This is a genomic window from Mesorhizobium sp. NPDC059054 (assembly GCF_042739215.1).
Taxonomy (GTDB): domain Bacteria; phylum Pseudomonadota; class Alphaproteobacteria; order Rhizobiales; family Rhizobiaceae; genus Mesorhizobium.
In genome coordinates this window covers 149,659-164,953 of sequence record NZ_JBHYHV010000001.1, presented here as the reverse complement: position 1 = coordinate 164,953, position 15,295 = coordinate 149,659, and the positions used below count along the sequence as shown (strand labels likewise).

Below are 15,295 nucleotides of genomic sequence, written 5' to 3'. Positions count from 1 at the left end.
TGGCCGAGCCAAAAGAGTGAGGAACAAGAATGTCGAACGAACTCGAATACCTCAGCCGTCGCGTTGCCGCCGGCAAGCTGAACCGCCGCGATTTTCTCGGCCGTGCGGCAGCTCTCGGCGTTAGCGCGGCCTTCGCCAACACGCTGCTTGCGGGCGCAGCGAAGGCGGAAGGCCCGGTCAAAGGCGGCGTGCTGAAAGCCGGCCTGCAAGGCGGCGAATCCTCCAACGTGCTCGACCCGGCGCTGAACCTCAGCCAGGTGAACTTCAACTTCGGCAAGTGCTGGGGCGAGATGCTGGTCGAACTGAACCCCGACGGCACCCTCGAGAACCGCATCGCCGAGTCGGTCGGGTCATCAGATGACGCCAAGACCTGGACGATGAAGATTCGCAAAGGCATCGAGTTCCACAACGGCAAGACCGTTTCACCTCAGGACGTTGTCGCCACGCTCGAACGCCACAGCGATGCGAAGTCGAAATCGGCCGCGCTCGGCATCCTGCAGGGCATCGACAAGATGGCGGTGAACGGCGACGAGGTCGTCATCACCCTCAAGGATCCGAATGCCGATTTCCCCTATCTGATGGCCGACTATCATCTCGTCATCCAGCCAAACGGCGGCAAGGATGACCCGAATGCCGGCATCAGCGCCGGCCCCTACAAGGTGACGGTCAACGAACCGGGCGTGCGCTATGGCGGCGAGAAATTCGCCAATTACTGGCAGGGCGACAAGATCGGCCATGCCGCCCAGGTCGAGATCATCGTCATCAACGACGCTACCGCGCGCACCGCCGCACTCCAGGGCGGCCAGGTCAACATGATCAACCGCGTCGAGCCGAAGATCGTAGATCTGGTCAAGCGCGTCCCGGGCGTCACCATCCAGGCGGTCTCGGGCAAGGGCTTCTACCCGTTCAACATGTTCTGCGATACCGCCCCCTTCGACAGCAACGACCTCAGGATGGCGCTCAAGCTCGCCATGGATCGCGACGAGATGCTGGAGAAGATCCTTCGCGGCTACGGCAAGGTCGGCAACGACATCCCGGTCAACGAAGCCTATCCGCTGTTTCCCACCGACCTCGAGCAGCGCAAGTTCGATCCTGAGAAGGCGGCCGAATTCTACAAGAAATCAGGCCATTCCGGCTCCATCCTGTTGAGAACCTCGGACGTCGCCTTCCCCGGTGCAGTGGACGCTGCCCAGCTCTACCAGCAGAGCTGCGCCAAGGCCGGCATCAAGATCGAGATCAAGCGCGAGCCGGGCGACGGCTACTGGTCAGAAGTCTGGAACAAGCAGCCATTCTCGCTCTCCTACTGGGGCGGGCGGCCGACACAGGACCAGATGTACTCCACCGCCTACATTTCCAGCGCGGACTGGAACGACACGCGCTTCAAGCGGCCGGAATTCGACAAGATGGTGCTGGCCGCACGTGGCGAGCTCGACCAGGACAAGCGCAAGAAGATGTACGGCGACATCGCCATGGTGATGCGCGACGAGGGTGGCCTGATCGTTCCGTTCTTCAACCAGTATATCGACGCATCCGGCAAGGGCGTGCAGGGTTGGGTCAGCAACCCGGCGCAGGAGATGTGCGGCGGCTACGCCCTGTCGATCTGCTGGCTGGCGGCCTGATCCAGGCCGCCCGGTGAGCTCGCCCATCCTGAAACTGATCGCCCAACGCATCGCGTTGGGCCTTCTGCTCCTATTCGCCGTCTCCGTGCTGATCTTCGTCGGCACGCAGATCCTTCCTGGGGACGTCGCCCAGTCCATTCTCGGCCAGTCGGCGACGGCGGAGTCGCTCGCCAATCTGCGCGAGGCGCTCGGCCTCAACGATCCCGCCTATATCCGCTACTTCAAGTGGCTGGGCGGTATTTTGACCGGCAATCTCGGCACGGCGCTGTCGTCGGGCCAGGACATCGCCTCCGCCATCGGCGGCCGGTTGTGGAACACGCTTTTCCTCGCCTTCTGGGCTGCCGTCGTCTCGGTGCCTCTGGCGATCGGCCTCGGCCTGCTCGCCGTACGTTATCGCAACGGCTTCGTCGACAAGCTGATCTCGGGGCTGGCGCTGGCTTCCACGTCGCTGCCGGAATTCTTCATCGGCTATCTGCTCGTCTATTTCTTCGCCGTTCAGTGGCAGATCTTCCCGGGTATCTCGACGGTCTATGACGGCATGCCGTTCCTGGAACGCATGAAGGCGATCGCGTTGCCGGCCACCGCGCTGACGCTAGTCGTGCTGGCGCACATGATGCGCATGACGCGCGCGGCGATCCTCAACGTCATGCAGTCGGCCTATATCGAGACGGCCGAACTCAAAGGGCTGTCGCCCTTCGAGATCATCCGCAAGCACGCTTTCCCCAATGCGATCGCGCCGGTGGTCAATGTGGTGATGCTGAACCTCGCCTATCTGATCGTCGGCGTCGTCGTGGTCGAGGTCATCTTCGTCTATCCGGGCATGGGACAATATCTGGTCGACCATGTCGCCAAGCGCGACGTACCTGTGGTGCAAGCTGTCGGCCTGATCTTCGCCGCCGTCTACATCACTTTGAACATGATTGCGGACATTGCCGCGATCCTCGCCAATCCGCGTCTGCGGCATCCGAAGTGAGGGCGGCATGAGACAAATTCCCTTCACCGCCTGGATCGGCCTGATCCTCACCGGACTGTTCCTGATCTGCGCAATCTTCGCGCCCTGGATCGCGCCCTACGGCAATGGCGAGATCGTCGGCGACGTCTGGGCACCGATGTCTTCGGCCAATGTGCTGGGTACCGACAATCTCGGCCGCGACCTGCTTTCGCGTATGATCTACGGGGCCCGCATCACCATCTTCATCGCGGTGCTGGCGACCGCACTGGCCTTCTGCCTCGGTTCCATCCTCGGTTTCACGGCGGCAACGGTCGGAGGCAAATTCGACATGTTGCTGTCGCGCTTCGTCGATCTTTTGATGGCGATCCCGACGCTGATCTTCGCATTGGTGGTTTTGTCGGTGCTGCCCACCACGGTGGTGACGCTGATCCTGGTGATGGGCATTCTCGATGCCACCCGCGTCTATCGCCTGTCGCGCGCGGTCGCGGTCGATATCAACGTCATGGATTTCGTCGAAGCCGCCAAACTGCGCGGCGAAGGCATGGGCTGGATCATCTTCCGCGAAATCCTGCCCAACGCACTCTCGCCGCTGGTTTCGGAACTCGGCCTGCGCTTCATCTATGCGGTGCTGTTCCTGTCTGCGCTGTCCTTCCTCGGTCTCGGCGTACAACCGCCGGACGCCGATTGGGGCGGCATGGTGAAAGAAAACAAGGACGGCATCGTCTTCGGTATCCCGGCAGCCCTCATCCCGGCGGGGGCGATCGCCTTGCTCGCCATTTCGGTCAACCTTGTTGCCGACTGGGTGCTGAACCGCACCTCGGACCTGAAGGGAGGACGCGGCAATGGCTAAGGCACCGGCGGCAACGCACAAGCCGGAAATGCTGCTCGATATCCGCGACCTCAGGATCGAGGCGCGGGTGTATCCGCCCGATGAGGCGCCCAAGACGATAACGCTTGTGCATGATGTCTCGTTGACGCTGAAACGCGGCAAGGTGCTGGGTCTCATCGGCGAATCCGGGGCCGGCAAGTCGACCATCGGCCTTTCCTCGATGGCCTTTGGCCGCGGCGGCGTGAAGATCAGCGGCGGCCAGGTTCTGCTCAACGGCCGCGATATCCTGACACTTGGTCCGGCGGGCGTGCGCAAGGTGCGTGGTCGCGAAGTGTGCTATGTGGCGCAGTCGGCTGCGGCAGCCTTCAATCCCGCACACAAGCTGATGGATCAGGTGGTGGAAGCTGCCCTGCTGCATGGCATCGCCACGCGCGCCGAGGCGGAAAAGCGCGCCATCGCACTGTTCAAGAAGCTCAGCCTGCCCAATCCCGAAACCATAGGCAACCGCTACCCGCATCAGGTTTCGGGCGGCCAGCTGCAACGTGTGATGACGGCGATGGCATTGTGCTCGGAGCCCGACCTGATCGTCTTCGATGAGCCGACGACGGCGCTCGACGTGACCACCCAGATCGACGTTCTGGCCGCGATCAAGGACGCAATCCGCGATACCCATGTCGCGGCGCTCTATATCAGCCATGACCTTGCCGTGGTCGCACAGGTGGCCGACGAAATCGTAGTGCTGCGTAACGGCCGGCTGGTCGAGCGCGGCGACACGCATCAGATCATCAAGCTGCCGCAGCAGGATTACACCCGTGCACTGGTGGCGGTACACGAGATCGACCACACCGAAAAACAGCCGAGCCCTTCACCGATGCTGTCGGTAAAGAACGTGACGGCCGCCTATGGCGGCGGCGTCGTCAAAGTGCTGAAGAATGTCTCGGTCGATCTGCATCCCGGCCAGACACTGGCAGTGGTCGGCGAATCCGGTTCCGGCAAGTCGACGCTGGCCCGCGCCATCACCGGTCTCCTGCCCCCGGAGCAAGGGTCGATCAGCTTCGATGGCCGCACATTGTCCAACCGGCTTGCCGACAGGCCAAAGGAAGATCTGCGCCAATTGCAGATGATCTACCAGATGGCCGATGTGGCCATGAACCCGCGCCAGACCGTGCGCACCATCATCGGCCGGCCGCTCGAGTTCTATTTCGGCATGCGCGGCAAGGAGCGCGATCAGCGTGTTGCCGAACTGCTCGACAAGATCGAGATGGGCAAAGGCTTCGCCGACCGTTATCCGGCCGAACTTTCCGGCGGCCAGAAGCAGCGCGTCTGCATTGCCCGTTCGTTGGCGGCGAAACCGAAACTGATCATCTGCGACGAAGTCACGTCCGCGCTCGACCCGCTGGTGGCCAACGGCATCCTGAAACTGCTGCTCGAACTGCAGCAGGAAGAAAAGGTGGCTTACCTCTTCATCACGCATGACCTTGCCACAGTGAAGTCGATCGCCGACGCGATCGCGGTCATGTACCGCGGCGAGGTGGTGCGCTATGGGCCGAAGAGCCAGGTGCTGGAACCTCCCTTCGATGCCTACACCGATCTGCTGCTCTCGTCCGTGCCGGAGATGGAACAGGGCTGGCTGGAAAGCGCAATCCAGGGCCGGCGCATGGAGAGCGCTGGAAATTAAGGGTAGGTTGTCATCCGGCCGCAACGAGCGGCCGTCACTGTGACCATCTTGGGGGCGGATGGGCCCGAAACAGGGAGGGAGCAGACCATGACAACAGAACTCGATCATCTCGCCAGGCTGGCAGGCAGGGGCGGCATCACCCGCCGCGATTTTCTCGGCCGGGCTGCCGCGCTTGGTGTCACCGCGGCCATGGCCGGAACGCTTGCCGATCGCGCCTTTGCCCAGACCCCGGCCAGAGGCGGCGTGCTCAAGGCCGGCCTGCAAGGGGGCGAGTCCACCAACAGCCTCGATCCAGCCACGAACCTCAGCCAGGTCACCTTCAATTTCTGCAAACAGTGGGGCGAGTTCCTCAACCGGCTGAAGCCGGACGGCAGCCTGGAGAACATGATCGCGGAAGAGATCGGTTCATCCGACGACGCCAGGACCTGGACGATCAAGGTCCGCGACGGCATCGAATTCCACAACGGAAAGACCGTCAAGGCGGAGGACGTGCTCGCTACACTGGAGCGCCATGCCGACGAGAAGTCCAAGTCAGGCGCGCTCGGCGTTTTGAAGAACATCAAGGCGATGAAGGCCGAGGGCAAGGATGTGATCGTCTCGCTGGCCGAGCCAGATGCCGATTTCCCTTATCTGATGGCCGACTATCACCTCGTCATCCAGCCGAATGGCGGCAAGGACGATCCAAATGCCGGCATCAGCGCAGGCCCTTACAAGGTCAAGGTCAACGAGCCGGGCGTGCGCCATGGCGGCGAACGCTTCGCCAACTACTGGGGTGGCGACAAGCTTGGCCATGCCGACCAGGTCGAGATCGTCGTCATCAACGACGCGACCGCGCGGCTCGCAGCGCTGCAGGGCGGTCAGGTGCACTTCATCAACCGGGTCGAGCCCAAGGTGGTGAATCTCGTCAAGCGCGTCCCGGGCGTTTCGGTGGAGTCGACCTCCGGCCGAGGCTTCTATCCCTTCAACATGTTCTGCGACACCGCACCTTTCGACAATGCCGACCTGCGCATGGCACTCAAGCTTGCGATGGACCGTGAGGAACTGCTGTCCAAGATCCTGTTCGGCTACGGTTCGCTCGGCAACGACTTCCCGATCAATGCTGCCTATCCTTTGTTTCCGGAGGGCATCGAACAACGCAAGTTCGATCCTGAAAAGGCAGCAGAACTCTACAAGAAGTCCGGCCATTCGGGTTCGATCCTGCTACGTACCTCAGATGTCGCGTTCCCCGGCGCAGTCGATGCCGCCCAGCTTTACCAGCAGAGCTGCGCCAAGGCAGGCATCAAGATCGAGATCAAGCGCGAGCCCGGCGACGGCTACTGGTCGGAAGTCTGGAACAAGAAGCCATTCTCGCTTTCCTATTGGGGCGGCCGGGCCACACAGGCCCAGATGTATGCGACGGCGCTCGCCTCCACCGCGGACTGGAACGACACACGCTTCAAGCGGCCTGAATTCGACCAGTTGCTGATGAAGGCGCGCGGCGAACTCGACCAGGACAAGCGCAAGACGCTGTTTCAGGATATGGCGATGCTGGTGCGCGACGAAGGCGGCACGGTGGTGCCATTCTTCAACCAGTTCATCGACGCCGCCGCGACCAGCAAGGTCGACGGCTGGGTTGCCAATCCGCAGGGCGAGATGATGGATGGTTATGCCTTGGGCGCCTGCTGGCTGAAGGCCTGAAAATCAAGAATACAGCGCCATGCGGCAGGAAGGGATAGCCGCATGGCGCTGAAGACGGTGGCTTAATGCCACCAGTCATCCACGTGAGCCGGCGAGGTGGCGGTCTGGCCGACATCCACCTGCGCGTTGGTGTCGTTCAGCTCATAGGCGCGGATATAGTCGACCTGCATCTCCGCTGGCGTCGCCAGCCCGTCGGCCGGGGTTCCGGCGGCACCACCCACGGCCAGATTGACCAGCATATACATTGGCTTGTGCATGTCCGAGGGGGTGTCGGCGCGAAAGATTTCGGTATCGTCGAAATACCAGACCAGTTCGTCCTCGGTCCAAAGCAGGCCATAGTTGTGGAAGCCTTCGGTACCGGGCACGCTCACCGCCGACCCGACTGTCGTGCGGCTACCGGTTTCATTCGAATGCGCGGCGACGTTGACCGTATTCGGATCCTGCCCACGCATTTCCACCACATCGAGTTCCGGCGGCCAGGACCCGTCTGCCGGCAGCAGCCAGAAGGCCGGCCAGACACCCTGGTTGTCGGGCATATCGGCGCGGACTTCAAAATAGCCGTAGGTCTGGGTGAATGATCCGTAGGTGTTGAGCAACCCCGACGTGTAGTCGTAATCGTTGATGTAGGGCTTGATCTCGTCGCTTGCCTGGGCGGCGGTGATGGTCAGCACGCCGTTCTCCACATCGAACGGATTGACCGAGCTCGTCGGCGCATAGTCGTGGTCGATATACCACTGCTTTTCGCCATTCGAAGTCAGCGTGCTGCCGTTTTCGCCGCCCCACCAGAAGTTGGTATCCCAAGTGCCACTGGTGCCGTTGCGCAGGCTCAGCGTATCGAAATCGTCCGAGAAGGACAGATTCAACCGGGACCGGTCGAGACTCAACTCAAACTGGTCCGCCTTCAATTGATCGACGGTCGTGTTGGCAAAGACCAGGATCTCGTCCGATCCGAGATTCAGCTGCACATCGCTACCCGACTGGACCATATTGGCCTTCACTTCGGCGAACGAGCTGAAGTCGTAGCCAGTCAGGCGAACATTGTCGTCGCTGCCGAAATCCGTGATCAGGTCACTGCCATTGCCCCTCTCGAACAGGAAGACATCAGCGCCACCACCGCCCGTCAACACATCGTCGCCCAAACCGCCATCGATTGTCTGCTTGCCGGAACCGCCGCTGATGATGTTGTCGAGATCATTGCCGATTGCGTAGCGCCCGCTGCCGGTAACGGTCAGGTTTTCGATGTTGTCGGGCAGAGTGTAGCTCATCCAGGTGTCGACGGTGTCGATGCCGCCACCCGGTTCTTCCGCCGCGCGGTTGATGGCCGAATAGAGATGGTAGGTATCGTCACCCAGCCCGCCATGCATGGTGACATTCACCTTGCTGTCGCCCCACAGCGAATCATTCCGGACGCTGCCGTAGAGATCAGGACCAGAATTGGTCGCCGAAAAATGGCTGACGGGGGGCTCACTATAGGGGAGCAGCACGCCCTTGGCGTTGCGCACGGTGGCCATGGCGATCTCCTATCGTCGTTAAAAGCCACCCTTGTTTACGCTTAGCATCCACCTCTCCATATGACGACCCGCTAAATTTCTAACATTATGCTACAGGCCGTTACGGAATAGCCGCTGTTCAATAAGCCCATTCACTCCTGCCCAGTTGCCCGACGGCCTCCGCGATGCGCGCAAAGCTTTCACGCGCACGCTTCACGGTGTGACGGGCGCGCAGATAGCCGTGCACAAGGCCCTCTTCCTCTCGCCAGACGGCTTTGCCCCCGGCGGCCAGGATGCGGTCGCGATAGGCCTCGCCGTCGGAAGACAGCGGGTCGCATTCGGCGGTGATGATGACAGTGGGAGGGAGGTTCGCGAAGTCGCGGTCGAGCAGCGGCGCAATGGTCGGGTCACCGATCCGTCCCTCCCCACCGGTGCGGATATTTTTGTAGAAGATCAGATCGCGCATCGTCAGCATGGGCGCTTCGGCGTGCTTAACGTAGGACCCCTTCGACTGGTCGCCGCCAAGACCGGGATAGATCAGCAACTGGCCGACAGCCCGGTGTGGGTGCGCGCGCGTCGCGTGCGCGACCGCGGCGGCAAGGTTGCCGCCGGCGCTATCGCCGACGAGCAGGATCGGCACCTTGAAGTGCGGCACCACCCAGTGGAAGGCCGCCATCGCGTCGTCGAAAGCGGCAGGATGACGATGCTCCGGCGCCAACCGGTAGTCGACAGAGACGACCGCGTAGCCGGTCCGGCCACACAGTTCGGCGCAGACGTCGTCATGGCTGTCCAGCCCGCCGAGGATAAAGCCGCCGCCATGGAAATAGAGGACCAGTGCTTTCAGCGCTTCGCCCCCCTTCTGATAGATGCGGACCGGAATGGCGTGGCCAGATGTTTCGATGGCGGTCGTTTCCGCCGCGACGCGGGCCGGATACCCGGCAAAGAACTCCCGGCACATACGATCATAGACGCCACGTTGCTGTTCGATCGTGTAGTCGATCGTATCGGGCGGATAGTAGGAGTTGGTCTTCTCGATGAAGGCCCAGGTCTCCGCGTCGATCAGCTCCTTGTAGTCGGTCATGACCGTTTGCCGCTCACTTGCCTTTCCAAACCGGATCGCGCTTCTCCGCGAAGGCCTTGAAGCCTTCCAGATTGTCCTCCGAGGCGTACAGTTCGTCGACCGTGCGGAACTGCCGCTTGGTGATGCGGTTCATCGTCTCCTGGAAACCCATCGTCTCGGCGGCGCGGGCCACTTCCTTGATGGCGGCAAAGACCAATGGCGGGCCGCCGGCGAGCAGACGAGCAATCTCCCAGACGCGATCCTCCAGTTTGTCAGCCGGCAGCACCTCGTTGACCAGACCCCAGCGATGCGCCTCCTGCACATCCATCCAGCGGCCGGTGAGCAGCAGGTCCATGGCGACGTGATAGGGAATACGCTTCGGCAGCTTGATGGTCGCGGCATCCGCCAGCGTACCGGCGCGGATCTCGGGCAGCGCGAAGCTGGCATGATCCGAAGCGTAGATGAGGTCGCAGGATAGCGCCAGTTCGAAGCCGCCACCTACGGCCATGCCGTTGACGCAGGCAATGACCGGCTTGTTCAGATCACGCAGCTCCTGCAAGCCGGCAAAGCCGCCGACACCATAGTCCCCATCCACCGCGTCACCGGCAGCGGCAGCCTTCAGATCCCAGCCGGCCGAAAAGAACTTGTCGCCGGCCGTCTTGACGATGGCGATGCGCAATTCCGGATCGTCGCGGAACGCCTTGAAGGTTTCGCCCAACTGGCGTGAGGTCTTCAGGTCGATGGCATTTGCCTTCGGCCGATCGAGCGTGACTTCGAGGATGACACCTTCACGGCGGGTTCTTACGACGTCAGACATTCTTTTTCTCCTTCGACCAGAACGCCGGTTGTCTTTTCGGCAGTCTGCTGGGTGGCAACGATCAGCAACGCGTCTGCAATCCATGCTCCCTTGCCTTCGGCGCAGACGATCAGCGGGTTGATGTCGAGTTCCTCGATTCCACCGGCATGAGTTGTAGCGAAACGGGCGATCTTCTCGATCGCTGCGACGGCGGCATCCAGATCGGCCCTGGGCCGGCCGCGATAGCCGTCAAGCAGGGGGAACATGCGCAGGCTGCGGAGCGCGGCTTCGATCTCAGCGCGCGCGGTCGGCAGGAGCAGCGTGGCGCTGTCCTTCAAAAGTTCCACCAGCACGCCACCGGTGCCGACCGTCATCACCGGGCCGAAAACCGGATCATGGGTCAGTCCGACGATGAGCTCGGCAACGCCGCCGGTCACCATCGCCTCGACGTAAAGGCCGTTGCCGAGGGGCAGCAATGCCGTGGCCGCATCGCGTACATCCTCGGCATTCTTCAGGTTGAGGCGCACCGCGCCGAGCTCGCTCTTGTGCGCGACACCGAGCGCCTTGAGCGCCACCGGAAAGCCCAGCGCCTCTGCTGCCGCAACAGCCTCGGCGACACTCGCGGCCTGCCCGCCTTGCGGAACCGGCAGGCCGGCAACCGCCAGCATGGCCTTGGCAATGGCTTCGTCCGGTTGCCGCTCTGGCGCGACACTTCCGCCTGCGTCATGTTCGGAACCACTCCCCCCAACGGATGGCGAAGACGGGCGTTTCCACGCTTCCGCGACAAACACGGCTGCCTCGGCCGCATCGAATGCCTCGGCGATGCCATGGATCGGGACGATCCCGCGCCTGAGCAACTCGGCCGAATGATCTTCCGACAGGTTCTCGCCCATTGAGGCGACGACAGCACCGTGCGCGCCATTGGCCTTCAGCGCTGCCTCGAAAGCGTTGATCGTCGGCCACCAGTCGGCATCGGAGCAGCGGTCCGTGCGTGGGAAATCCAGCACCAGCATATTGAGGCCAAAACCGCCCGATGCCACGGCAGAGAACGTCGCCGTCAGCGCGTCCTGCTTTCCCCAGATGTAGGTGTTGTAGTCGAGCGGGTTGGCAACCGCGACCAGTGGCCCCAGCGTTTCCTGGACACGCGCCTTGTGCGCCTCCGTCAACGCGGGGAAATACACGCGCCGTCCCTCAGCGGTATCAGCCATGACAGACGCCTCGCCACCGGAGCAGCTCATCGAAGACAAAGTGGGCTTCGAGAGCGGTCCGATCGCGTGCAGCAGTTTCAGCGTTTCCAGGAATGAGGGGATGGTATCGACACGTGGAATGCCGAGCCGTTTCAGGAAGGCATCGGACGCCGCATCCGAACCGGCGAGCGAAGCGGTGTGCGAGATGGTGGCGGCGCGCGCCTGTTCCGAGCGGCCGACCTTCATGGCCACGATCGGTTTCTTCAGCTCCCGTGCCCTGGCCGCCAGCCGTTCGAAGCCGTCGACTTTGTCGAAGCCTTCGATGTGCAGGCCAAGGCAGGAGACGCGGTCATCCTCGATCAGGCCGAGCGCCATTTCGGAGAGGCCGGTCTGGGCCTGGTTTCCTGCCGTCATCAGGAAAGCCACCGGCAGACCACGCGTCTGCATGGTCAGGTTGCAGGCGATATTGGAGGATTGGGTGATGATGGCGGCACCCTTCTCGCCCTCCAGCAGACGGCGACCGCCATGCTGGTCTGGCCACAACAAGGCGCCGTCGGCATAATTGATCAGTCCATAGCAGTTCGGGCCGATGATCGGCATGTCGCCCGCCGCTTCGATCAGCGCTTGCTGCAGATCCTGTCCTTCCGCCTCGTAATGCGCAGTCTCGCGAAAGCCGGCAGCGAAACAGATCGCGCCGCCGGCGCCTCGCTCATTCAGCTCGCGCACCACATCGATGGTGAGATGCCTGTTGACGCCGATGAAGGTGGCGTCGGGAGCATGCGGCAAATCCGAGAGAGAGCGATAAGCCTTGATCCCCGCCACCTCTTCCTTGGTTGGATGGATCGGCCAGATGTCCCCGGCAAAGCCCATCTTGAGCGATTGCTTGACGACATTGGGAGCAAAGAAGCCACCACCGACCACCGCGATGGATTTCGGACGGAGCAGGCGTGAGAGGTCGCGAATGTGGGGCAATGTCATGGCTCGGTAATCACGGATACGTTGTCCGCGCCGAGTGTCTCGGCGCGGAGATTTTCGAGTTCGGTCAGATATTCCGTCGTCGCCTTCACGCCCTTGGGGCTCAAGGCATAGATGCCGGTGCCAGTCCGCTCGAACCATCCATAATGGTTATCGGCCATCAGGCGGCGGGCATGAGCGATGCTGGTCTGCTGCGCAACCTTGGCTGCCTTTGTCGGCCCTTGCTCGTCGAGCAGTTTGAGGCAGCGGAGCGCCTCCTGGCGATATCCGGTCACAAGGTTGCGGCGGGTCGCGCCGCCAAGATTGGGATCGCCGACCAGTCTTTCGAATTCGCGCAGCAGCCTCGTCTTGCGTGGCTTCGACTGACGTGGCTTGTACGGCGCGGGGTCGCAATGGATTTCGGTAAAGCCGTCGGCGAGCCGGACAGTGATCAGGCCAAGACCCAGCCGCCGGCAAAGTTTCCGATTTTCTACCAGCGCCTTCAGCGAGGCCCGGCCGGCGCCACGTGGAACGGCGACATAGACCGCATCGCTGATTGCCTGGCGCTGGATCGCCTGATGGAATAGGGACAATGAGAAGCCAGCTTTCAGTTCGACAATGACCGGATCGTCGCCATCGCGGATGGCCACGATGTCTGCAGCGCCAACCTCCCCCTTCACCCTATAACCCTGCGCTTCCAGCAGGCGTTTTACGGGCAGGTAAAGATCGGTTTCCCTGATTCCGGTCTTCGCCATGGCGCTGGACTATCCCCCAACCGCCCTCAGCAAAGCACGCGAAATGATGTGGCGCTGGATTTCGGACGTGCCCTCCCAGATGCGTTCGACACGGGCGTCGCGCCAGATGCGTTCCAGCGGCAGGTCATCCATCAGCCCCATGCCGCCATGGATCTGGATCGCTTCGTCGGCGATATAGGCCAGGACTTCGGTGGCCTTGAGTTTCGCCATTGCCATGTCCTGATCGGTCACCGAGCCCTGATCGTATTTCCAGCCGGCTTCCATCACCATCAGGTTCGCAGCCTTGAGCTCTGTCGCCATGTCGGCCAGCTTGAACGAAACGCCCTGGAATTTGCCGATCTGCTGGCCGAACTGCTCGCGCTGCGCGGCATAGTCGATGGCATGCTGCAGCGCGCGCTCGGCACGACCGAGACATGTGGCGCCGACCTGCAGGCGGGTGGCGCCCAGCCAGCTGTTGGCGACCTCGAAGCCTTTGTGGACCTCTCCCAGGATCTGCTCCTTCGGGATGCGGCAGTCGTCGAACTCCAGCACCGAATTGGTGTAGCCGCGATGCGAGACGTTACGGTAGCCATCGCGCACGGTGAAACCGGGCGTGCCCTTGTCGACGAAGAAGGCCGTGATCTTCTTGCGCTTGCCGCGCGGGCTGTCCTCTTCGCCTGAGGCCATGAAACAGATGGCGAAATCGGCGATGTCGGCGTGGGAAATGAAATGCTTGGTGCCGTTCAGCACCCAATCGCCGCCTTTTTCGACCGCACTCGCCTTCATGCCACGCAGGTCGGAACCGGCGCCCGGCTCGGTCATGGCCAGGCAATCCCACTTCTCGCCGCGAATGCAGGGGAAGAGATATTTCTCGCGCTGCGCGTCAGTGCCGGCGAGCAGGATGTTCGATGGCCGCGCCACACAGGTCCAGTGCAGCGCGTAGTTGGCGCGGCCCAATTCCTTCTCGTAAAGCAGCCAGGTCAGCGTATCCAGGCCGGCACCGCCGACATCGGCCGGCATGTTGGCGGCATAGAGGCCGGCCGCCATTGCCTTGGCCTGCAACTCCTTGATCAGGTCCATGCGCAGGTGGCCGCTGCGCTCGACCTCCAGCTCATACGGATAGAGCTCGTTCTCGACGAAAGCGCGCGTGGTATCGACAATGAGCTGCTGTTCTTCGGTCAGGCCGAAATGCATGGCTCACCCCCTCTTCCCGGCAGGTTTCTTGACGATCTTCTTCACCGGCTTGGTCGCCTTGGACTTCACCGCCGCCTTCGAAGTCGTCGAAGCGGCCAGCGTGGCCAGCCGCTTTGTATAATCCTTGTGCAGCGCGCCAGCGCCCCAGCCCTTGCCCTTGTTCTGCTTCGACAGCGCTTCCATGATCGCGACCAGATTGTCGTCGCGGATCTTTTCAAGCTCGCGGATCGACCATTTCGACGACTGTTCATCCGACTGACCGGCAATCAGATCGACCAATTCATCGTTGAATTCCGGCACATCCATCAGCTTGGTCCAGGGCCATTTCAGGCAAGGCCCGAACTGCGCCATGAAGTGGCGCATGCCGGCTTCGCCACCGGCGATGCGGTAAACCTGGAACATGCCCATCTGCGCCCAGCGCAGACCAAAGGAGTAACGCATGATGTCGTCGAGTTCCTCGACGGTGCAGATGCCGTCCTTGATCAGCCAGAGCGCCTCGCGCCATGCTGCTTCAAGCAGGCGGTCGCCAACGAAAGCCTCGATCTCCTTGCGGATGACCACCGGCTTCATGCCGATGGAGGAATAGATCTCCTTGGCGACCTCGATCGCCTCCGGGAACGTCTGCGCGCCGCCGACGATCTCGACCAACGGCAGCAGATAGACCGGATTGAACGGATGGCCCACGACCAGCCGCTCCGGGTGTTTCTTCATCGCCACCTGCATGTCGGATGGCTTGATCCCGGAAGTGGACGAACCGATGATCGAATTGGCCGGCGCGTGGAGATCGATCTCGGCCAGCACCTTGTGCTTCAGGTCGAGCCGTTCCGGCACGCTTTCCTGGATGAAATCGGCGTCGGTCACTGCTTCGGCGATCGTCTTGGCGAAGGTGAGCTTGCCTTCCTTGGGCAGACCGCCCGGCAGCATCTGCTTATAGGCACGGCGCGCACCCTTCATCACCTCGCCGACCTTGCGCGACGCCTCCGGATCGGGATCGAAAATCGAGACGTCTATGCCGTTGAGCAGAAGGCGCGCGACCCAGCCCGCACCGATGACCCCACCGCCGATGGCGGCCGCTTTTTCGATTGTCATTGTGTCATTCCCCGAAAGGGCTTCAAGTTTTACGAA

Annotated in this window: 12 protein-coding genes; 5 read left to right on the top strand and 7 right to left on the bottom strand. The window is 62.1% G+C overall.

What is annotated here, in order from left to right; genetic code table 11:
* Positions 1-29: 29 nt before the first annotated feature.
* The 5 genes from ACFWXH_RS00780 (at position 30) to ACFWXH_RS00760 (ending at position 6,755) form a co-directional block, all read left to right on the top strand.
* Positions 30-1,619 (top strand): ABC transporter substrate-binding protein, encoded by a 1,590-nt coding sequence (locus ACFWXH_RS00780; RefSeq protein ID WP_379116657.1) that lies wholly within the window; start codon positions 30-32, stop codon positions 1,617-1,619.
* Between the two features lie 13 nt (positions 1,620-1,632).
* Positions 1,633-2,592 carry an ABC transporter permease gene (locus ACFWXH_RS00775; RefSeq protein WP_379116655.1) on the top strand — a complete coding sequence of 320 codons (960 nt, stop codon included), beginning with the start codon at positions 1,633-1,635 and terminating at the stop codon, positions 2,590-2,592.
* Between the two features lie 7 nt (positions 2,593-2,599).
* The gene (locus ACFWXH_RS00770) at positions 2,600-3,421 is read left to right on the top strand and encodes an ABC transporter permease (protein WP_054309295.1); all 822 of its coding nucleotides are present in this window, start codon (positions 2,600-2,602) and stop codon (positions 3,419-3,421) included.
* Entirely contained in the window at positions 3,414-5,078 is a 1,665-nt protein-coding gene (locus tag ACFWXH_RS00765) for an ABC transporter ATP-binding protein (protein WP_379116652.1), read from the top strand. Before ACFWXH_RS00770 ends, ACFWXH_RS00765 begins: the two co-directional genes overlap by 8 nt.
* A gap of 87 nt (positions 5,079-5,165) precedes the next feature.
* On the top strand, positions 5,166-6,755 hold the full coding sequence (locus ACFWXH_RS00760) for an ABC transporter substrate-binding protein (protein WP_379116650.1): 1,590 nt from the start codon (positions 5,166-5,168) through the stop codon (positions 6,753-6,755).
* Between the two features lie 62 nt (positions 6,756-6,817).
* Here ACFWXH_RS00760 and ACFWXH_RS00755 read toward each other — a convergent pair whose 3' ends face one another.
* From ACFWXH_RS00755 to ACFWXH_RS00725, 7 genes are all read right to left on the bottom strand, one after another.
* The gene (locus tag ACFWXH_RS00755) at positions 6,818-8,266 is read right to left on the bottom strand and encodes a family 16 glycosylhydrolase (RefSeq protein ID WP_379116648.1); all 1,449 of its coding nucleotides are present in this window, start codon (positions 8,264-8,266) and stop codon (positions 6,818-6,820) included.
* 118 nt (positions 8,267-8,384) lie between these two features.
* A complete protein-coding gene (locus ACFWXH_RS00750) occupies positions 8,385-9,326 on the bottom strand; it encodes an alpha/beta hydrolase (protein ID WP_379116646.1) in 942 nt (313 codons plus the stop codon).
* Positions 9,327-9,339: 13 nt separating this feature from the next.
* Positions 9,340-10,122, bottom strand: a complete 783-nt coding sequence (locus tag ACFWXH_RS00745; RefSeq protein ID WP_379116644.1) for a carnitinyl-CoA dehydratase — start codon at positions 10,120-10,122, stop codon at positions 9,340-9,342.
* Positions 10,107-12,266 (bottom strand): acetate--CoA ligase family protein, encoded by a 2,160-nt coding sequence (locus tag ACFWXH_RS00740; protein WP_379116642.1) that lies wholly within the window; start codon positions 12,264-12,266, stop codon positions 10,107-10,109. Before ACFWXH_RS00740 ends, ACFWXH_RS00745 begins: the two co-directional genes overlap by 16 nt.
* Positions 12,263-12,997, bottom strand: coding sequence for a DUF2161 domain-containing phosphodiesterase (locus ACFWXH_RS00735; RefSeq protein ID WP_379116640.1), 735 nt, complete (start codon positions 12,995-12,997; stop codon positions 12,263-12,265). The genes ACFWXH_RS00740 and ACFWXH_RS00735 overlap by 4 nt, the downstream gene beginning before the upstream one ends.
* A gap of 9 nt (positions 12,998-13,006) precedes the next feature.
* Positions 13,007-14,170, bottom strand: a complete 1,164-nt coding sequence (locus tag ACFWXH_RS00730) for an acyl-CoA dehydrogenase family protein (RefSeq protein WP_054309303.1) — start codon at positions 14,168-14,170, stop codon at positions 13,007-13,009.
* 3 nt (positions 14,171-14,173) lie between these two features.
* The gene (locus ACFWXH_RS00725) at positions 14,174-15,259 is read right to left on the bottom strand and encodes a carnitine 3-dehydrogenase (protein WP_379116638.1); all 1,086 of its coding nucleotides are present in this window, start codon (positions 15,257-15,259) and stop codon (positions 14,174-14,176) included.
* Positions 15,260-15,295 lie beyond the last annotated feature (36 nt).

What these genes read in the sequence shown, in the direction of transcription:
- ACFWXH_RS00780 (WP_379116657.1), top strand. Translation starts at nt 30, where the DNA reads ATGTCGAACGAACTCGAATACCTCAGCCGTCGCGTTGCCGCCGGCAAG.
- ACFWXH_RS00770 (WP_054309295.1), top strand. Translation starts at nt 2,600, where the DNA reads ATGAGACAAATTCCCTTCACCGCCTGGATCGGCCTGATCCTCACCGGA.
- ACFWXH_RS00765 (WP_379116652.1), top strand. Translation starts at nt 3,414, where the DNA reads ATGGCTAAGGCACCGGCGGCAACGCACAAGCCGGAAATGCTGCTCGAT.
- ACFWXH_RS00760 (WP_379116650.1), top strand. Translation starts at nt 5,166, where the DNA reads ATGACAACAGAACTCGATCATCTCGCCAGGCTGGCAGGCAGGGGCGGC.
- ACFWXH_RS00755 (WP_379116648.1), bottom strand. Translation starts at nt 8,266, where the DNA reads ATGGCCACCGTGCGCAACGCCAAGGGCGTGCTGCTCCCCTATAGTGAG.
- ACFWXH_RS00750 (WP_379116646.1), bottom strand. Translation starts at nt 9,326, where the DNA reads ATGACCGACTACAAGGAGCTGATCGACGCGGAGACCTGGGCCTTCATC.
- ACFWXH_RS00745 (WP_379116644.1), bottom strand. Translation starts at nt 10,122, where the DNA reads ATGTCTGACGTCGTAAGAACCCGCCGTGAAGGTGTCATCCTCGAAGTC.
- ACFWXH_RS00740 (WP_379116642.1), bottom strand. Translation starts at nt 12,266, where the DNA reads ATGACATTGCCCCACATTCGCGACCTCTCACGCCTGCTCCGTCCGAAA.
- ACFWXH_RS00735 (WP_379116640.1), bottom strand. Translation starts at nt 12,997, where the DNA reads ATGGCGAAGACCGGAATCAGGGAAACCGATCTTTACCTGCCCGTAAAA.
- ACFWXH_RS00730 (WP_054309303.1), bottom strand. Translation starts at nt 14,170, where the DNA reads ATGCATTTCGGCCTGACCGAAGAACAGCAGCTCATTGTCGATACCACG.
- ACFWXH_RS00725 (WP_379116638.1), bottom strand. Translation starts at nt 15,259, where the DNA reads ATGACAATCGAAAAAGCGGCCGCCATCGGCGGTGGGGTCATCGGTGCG.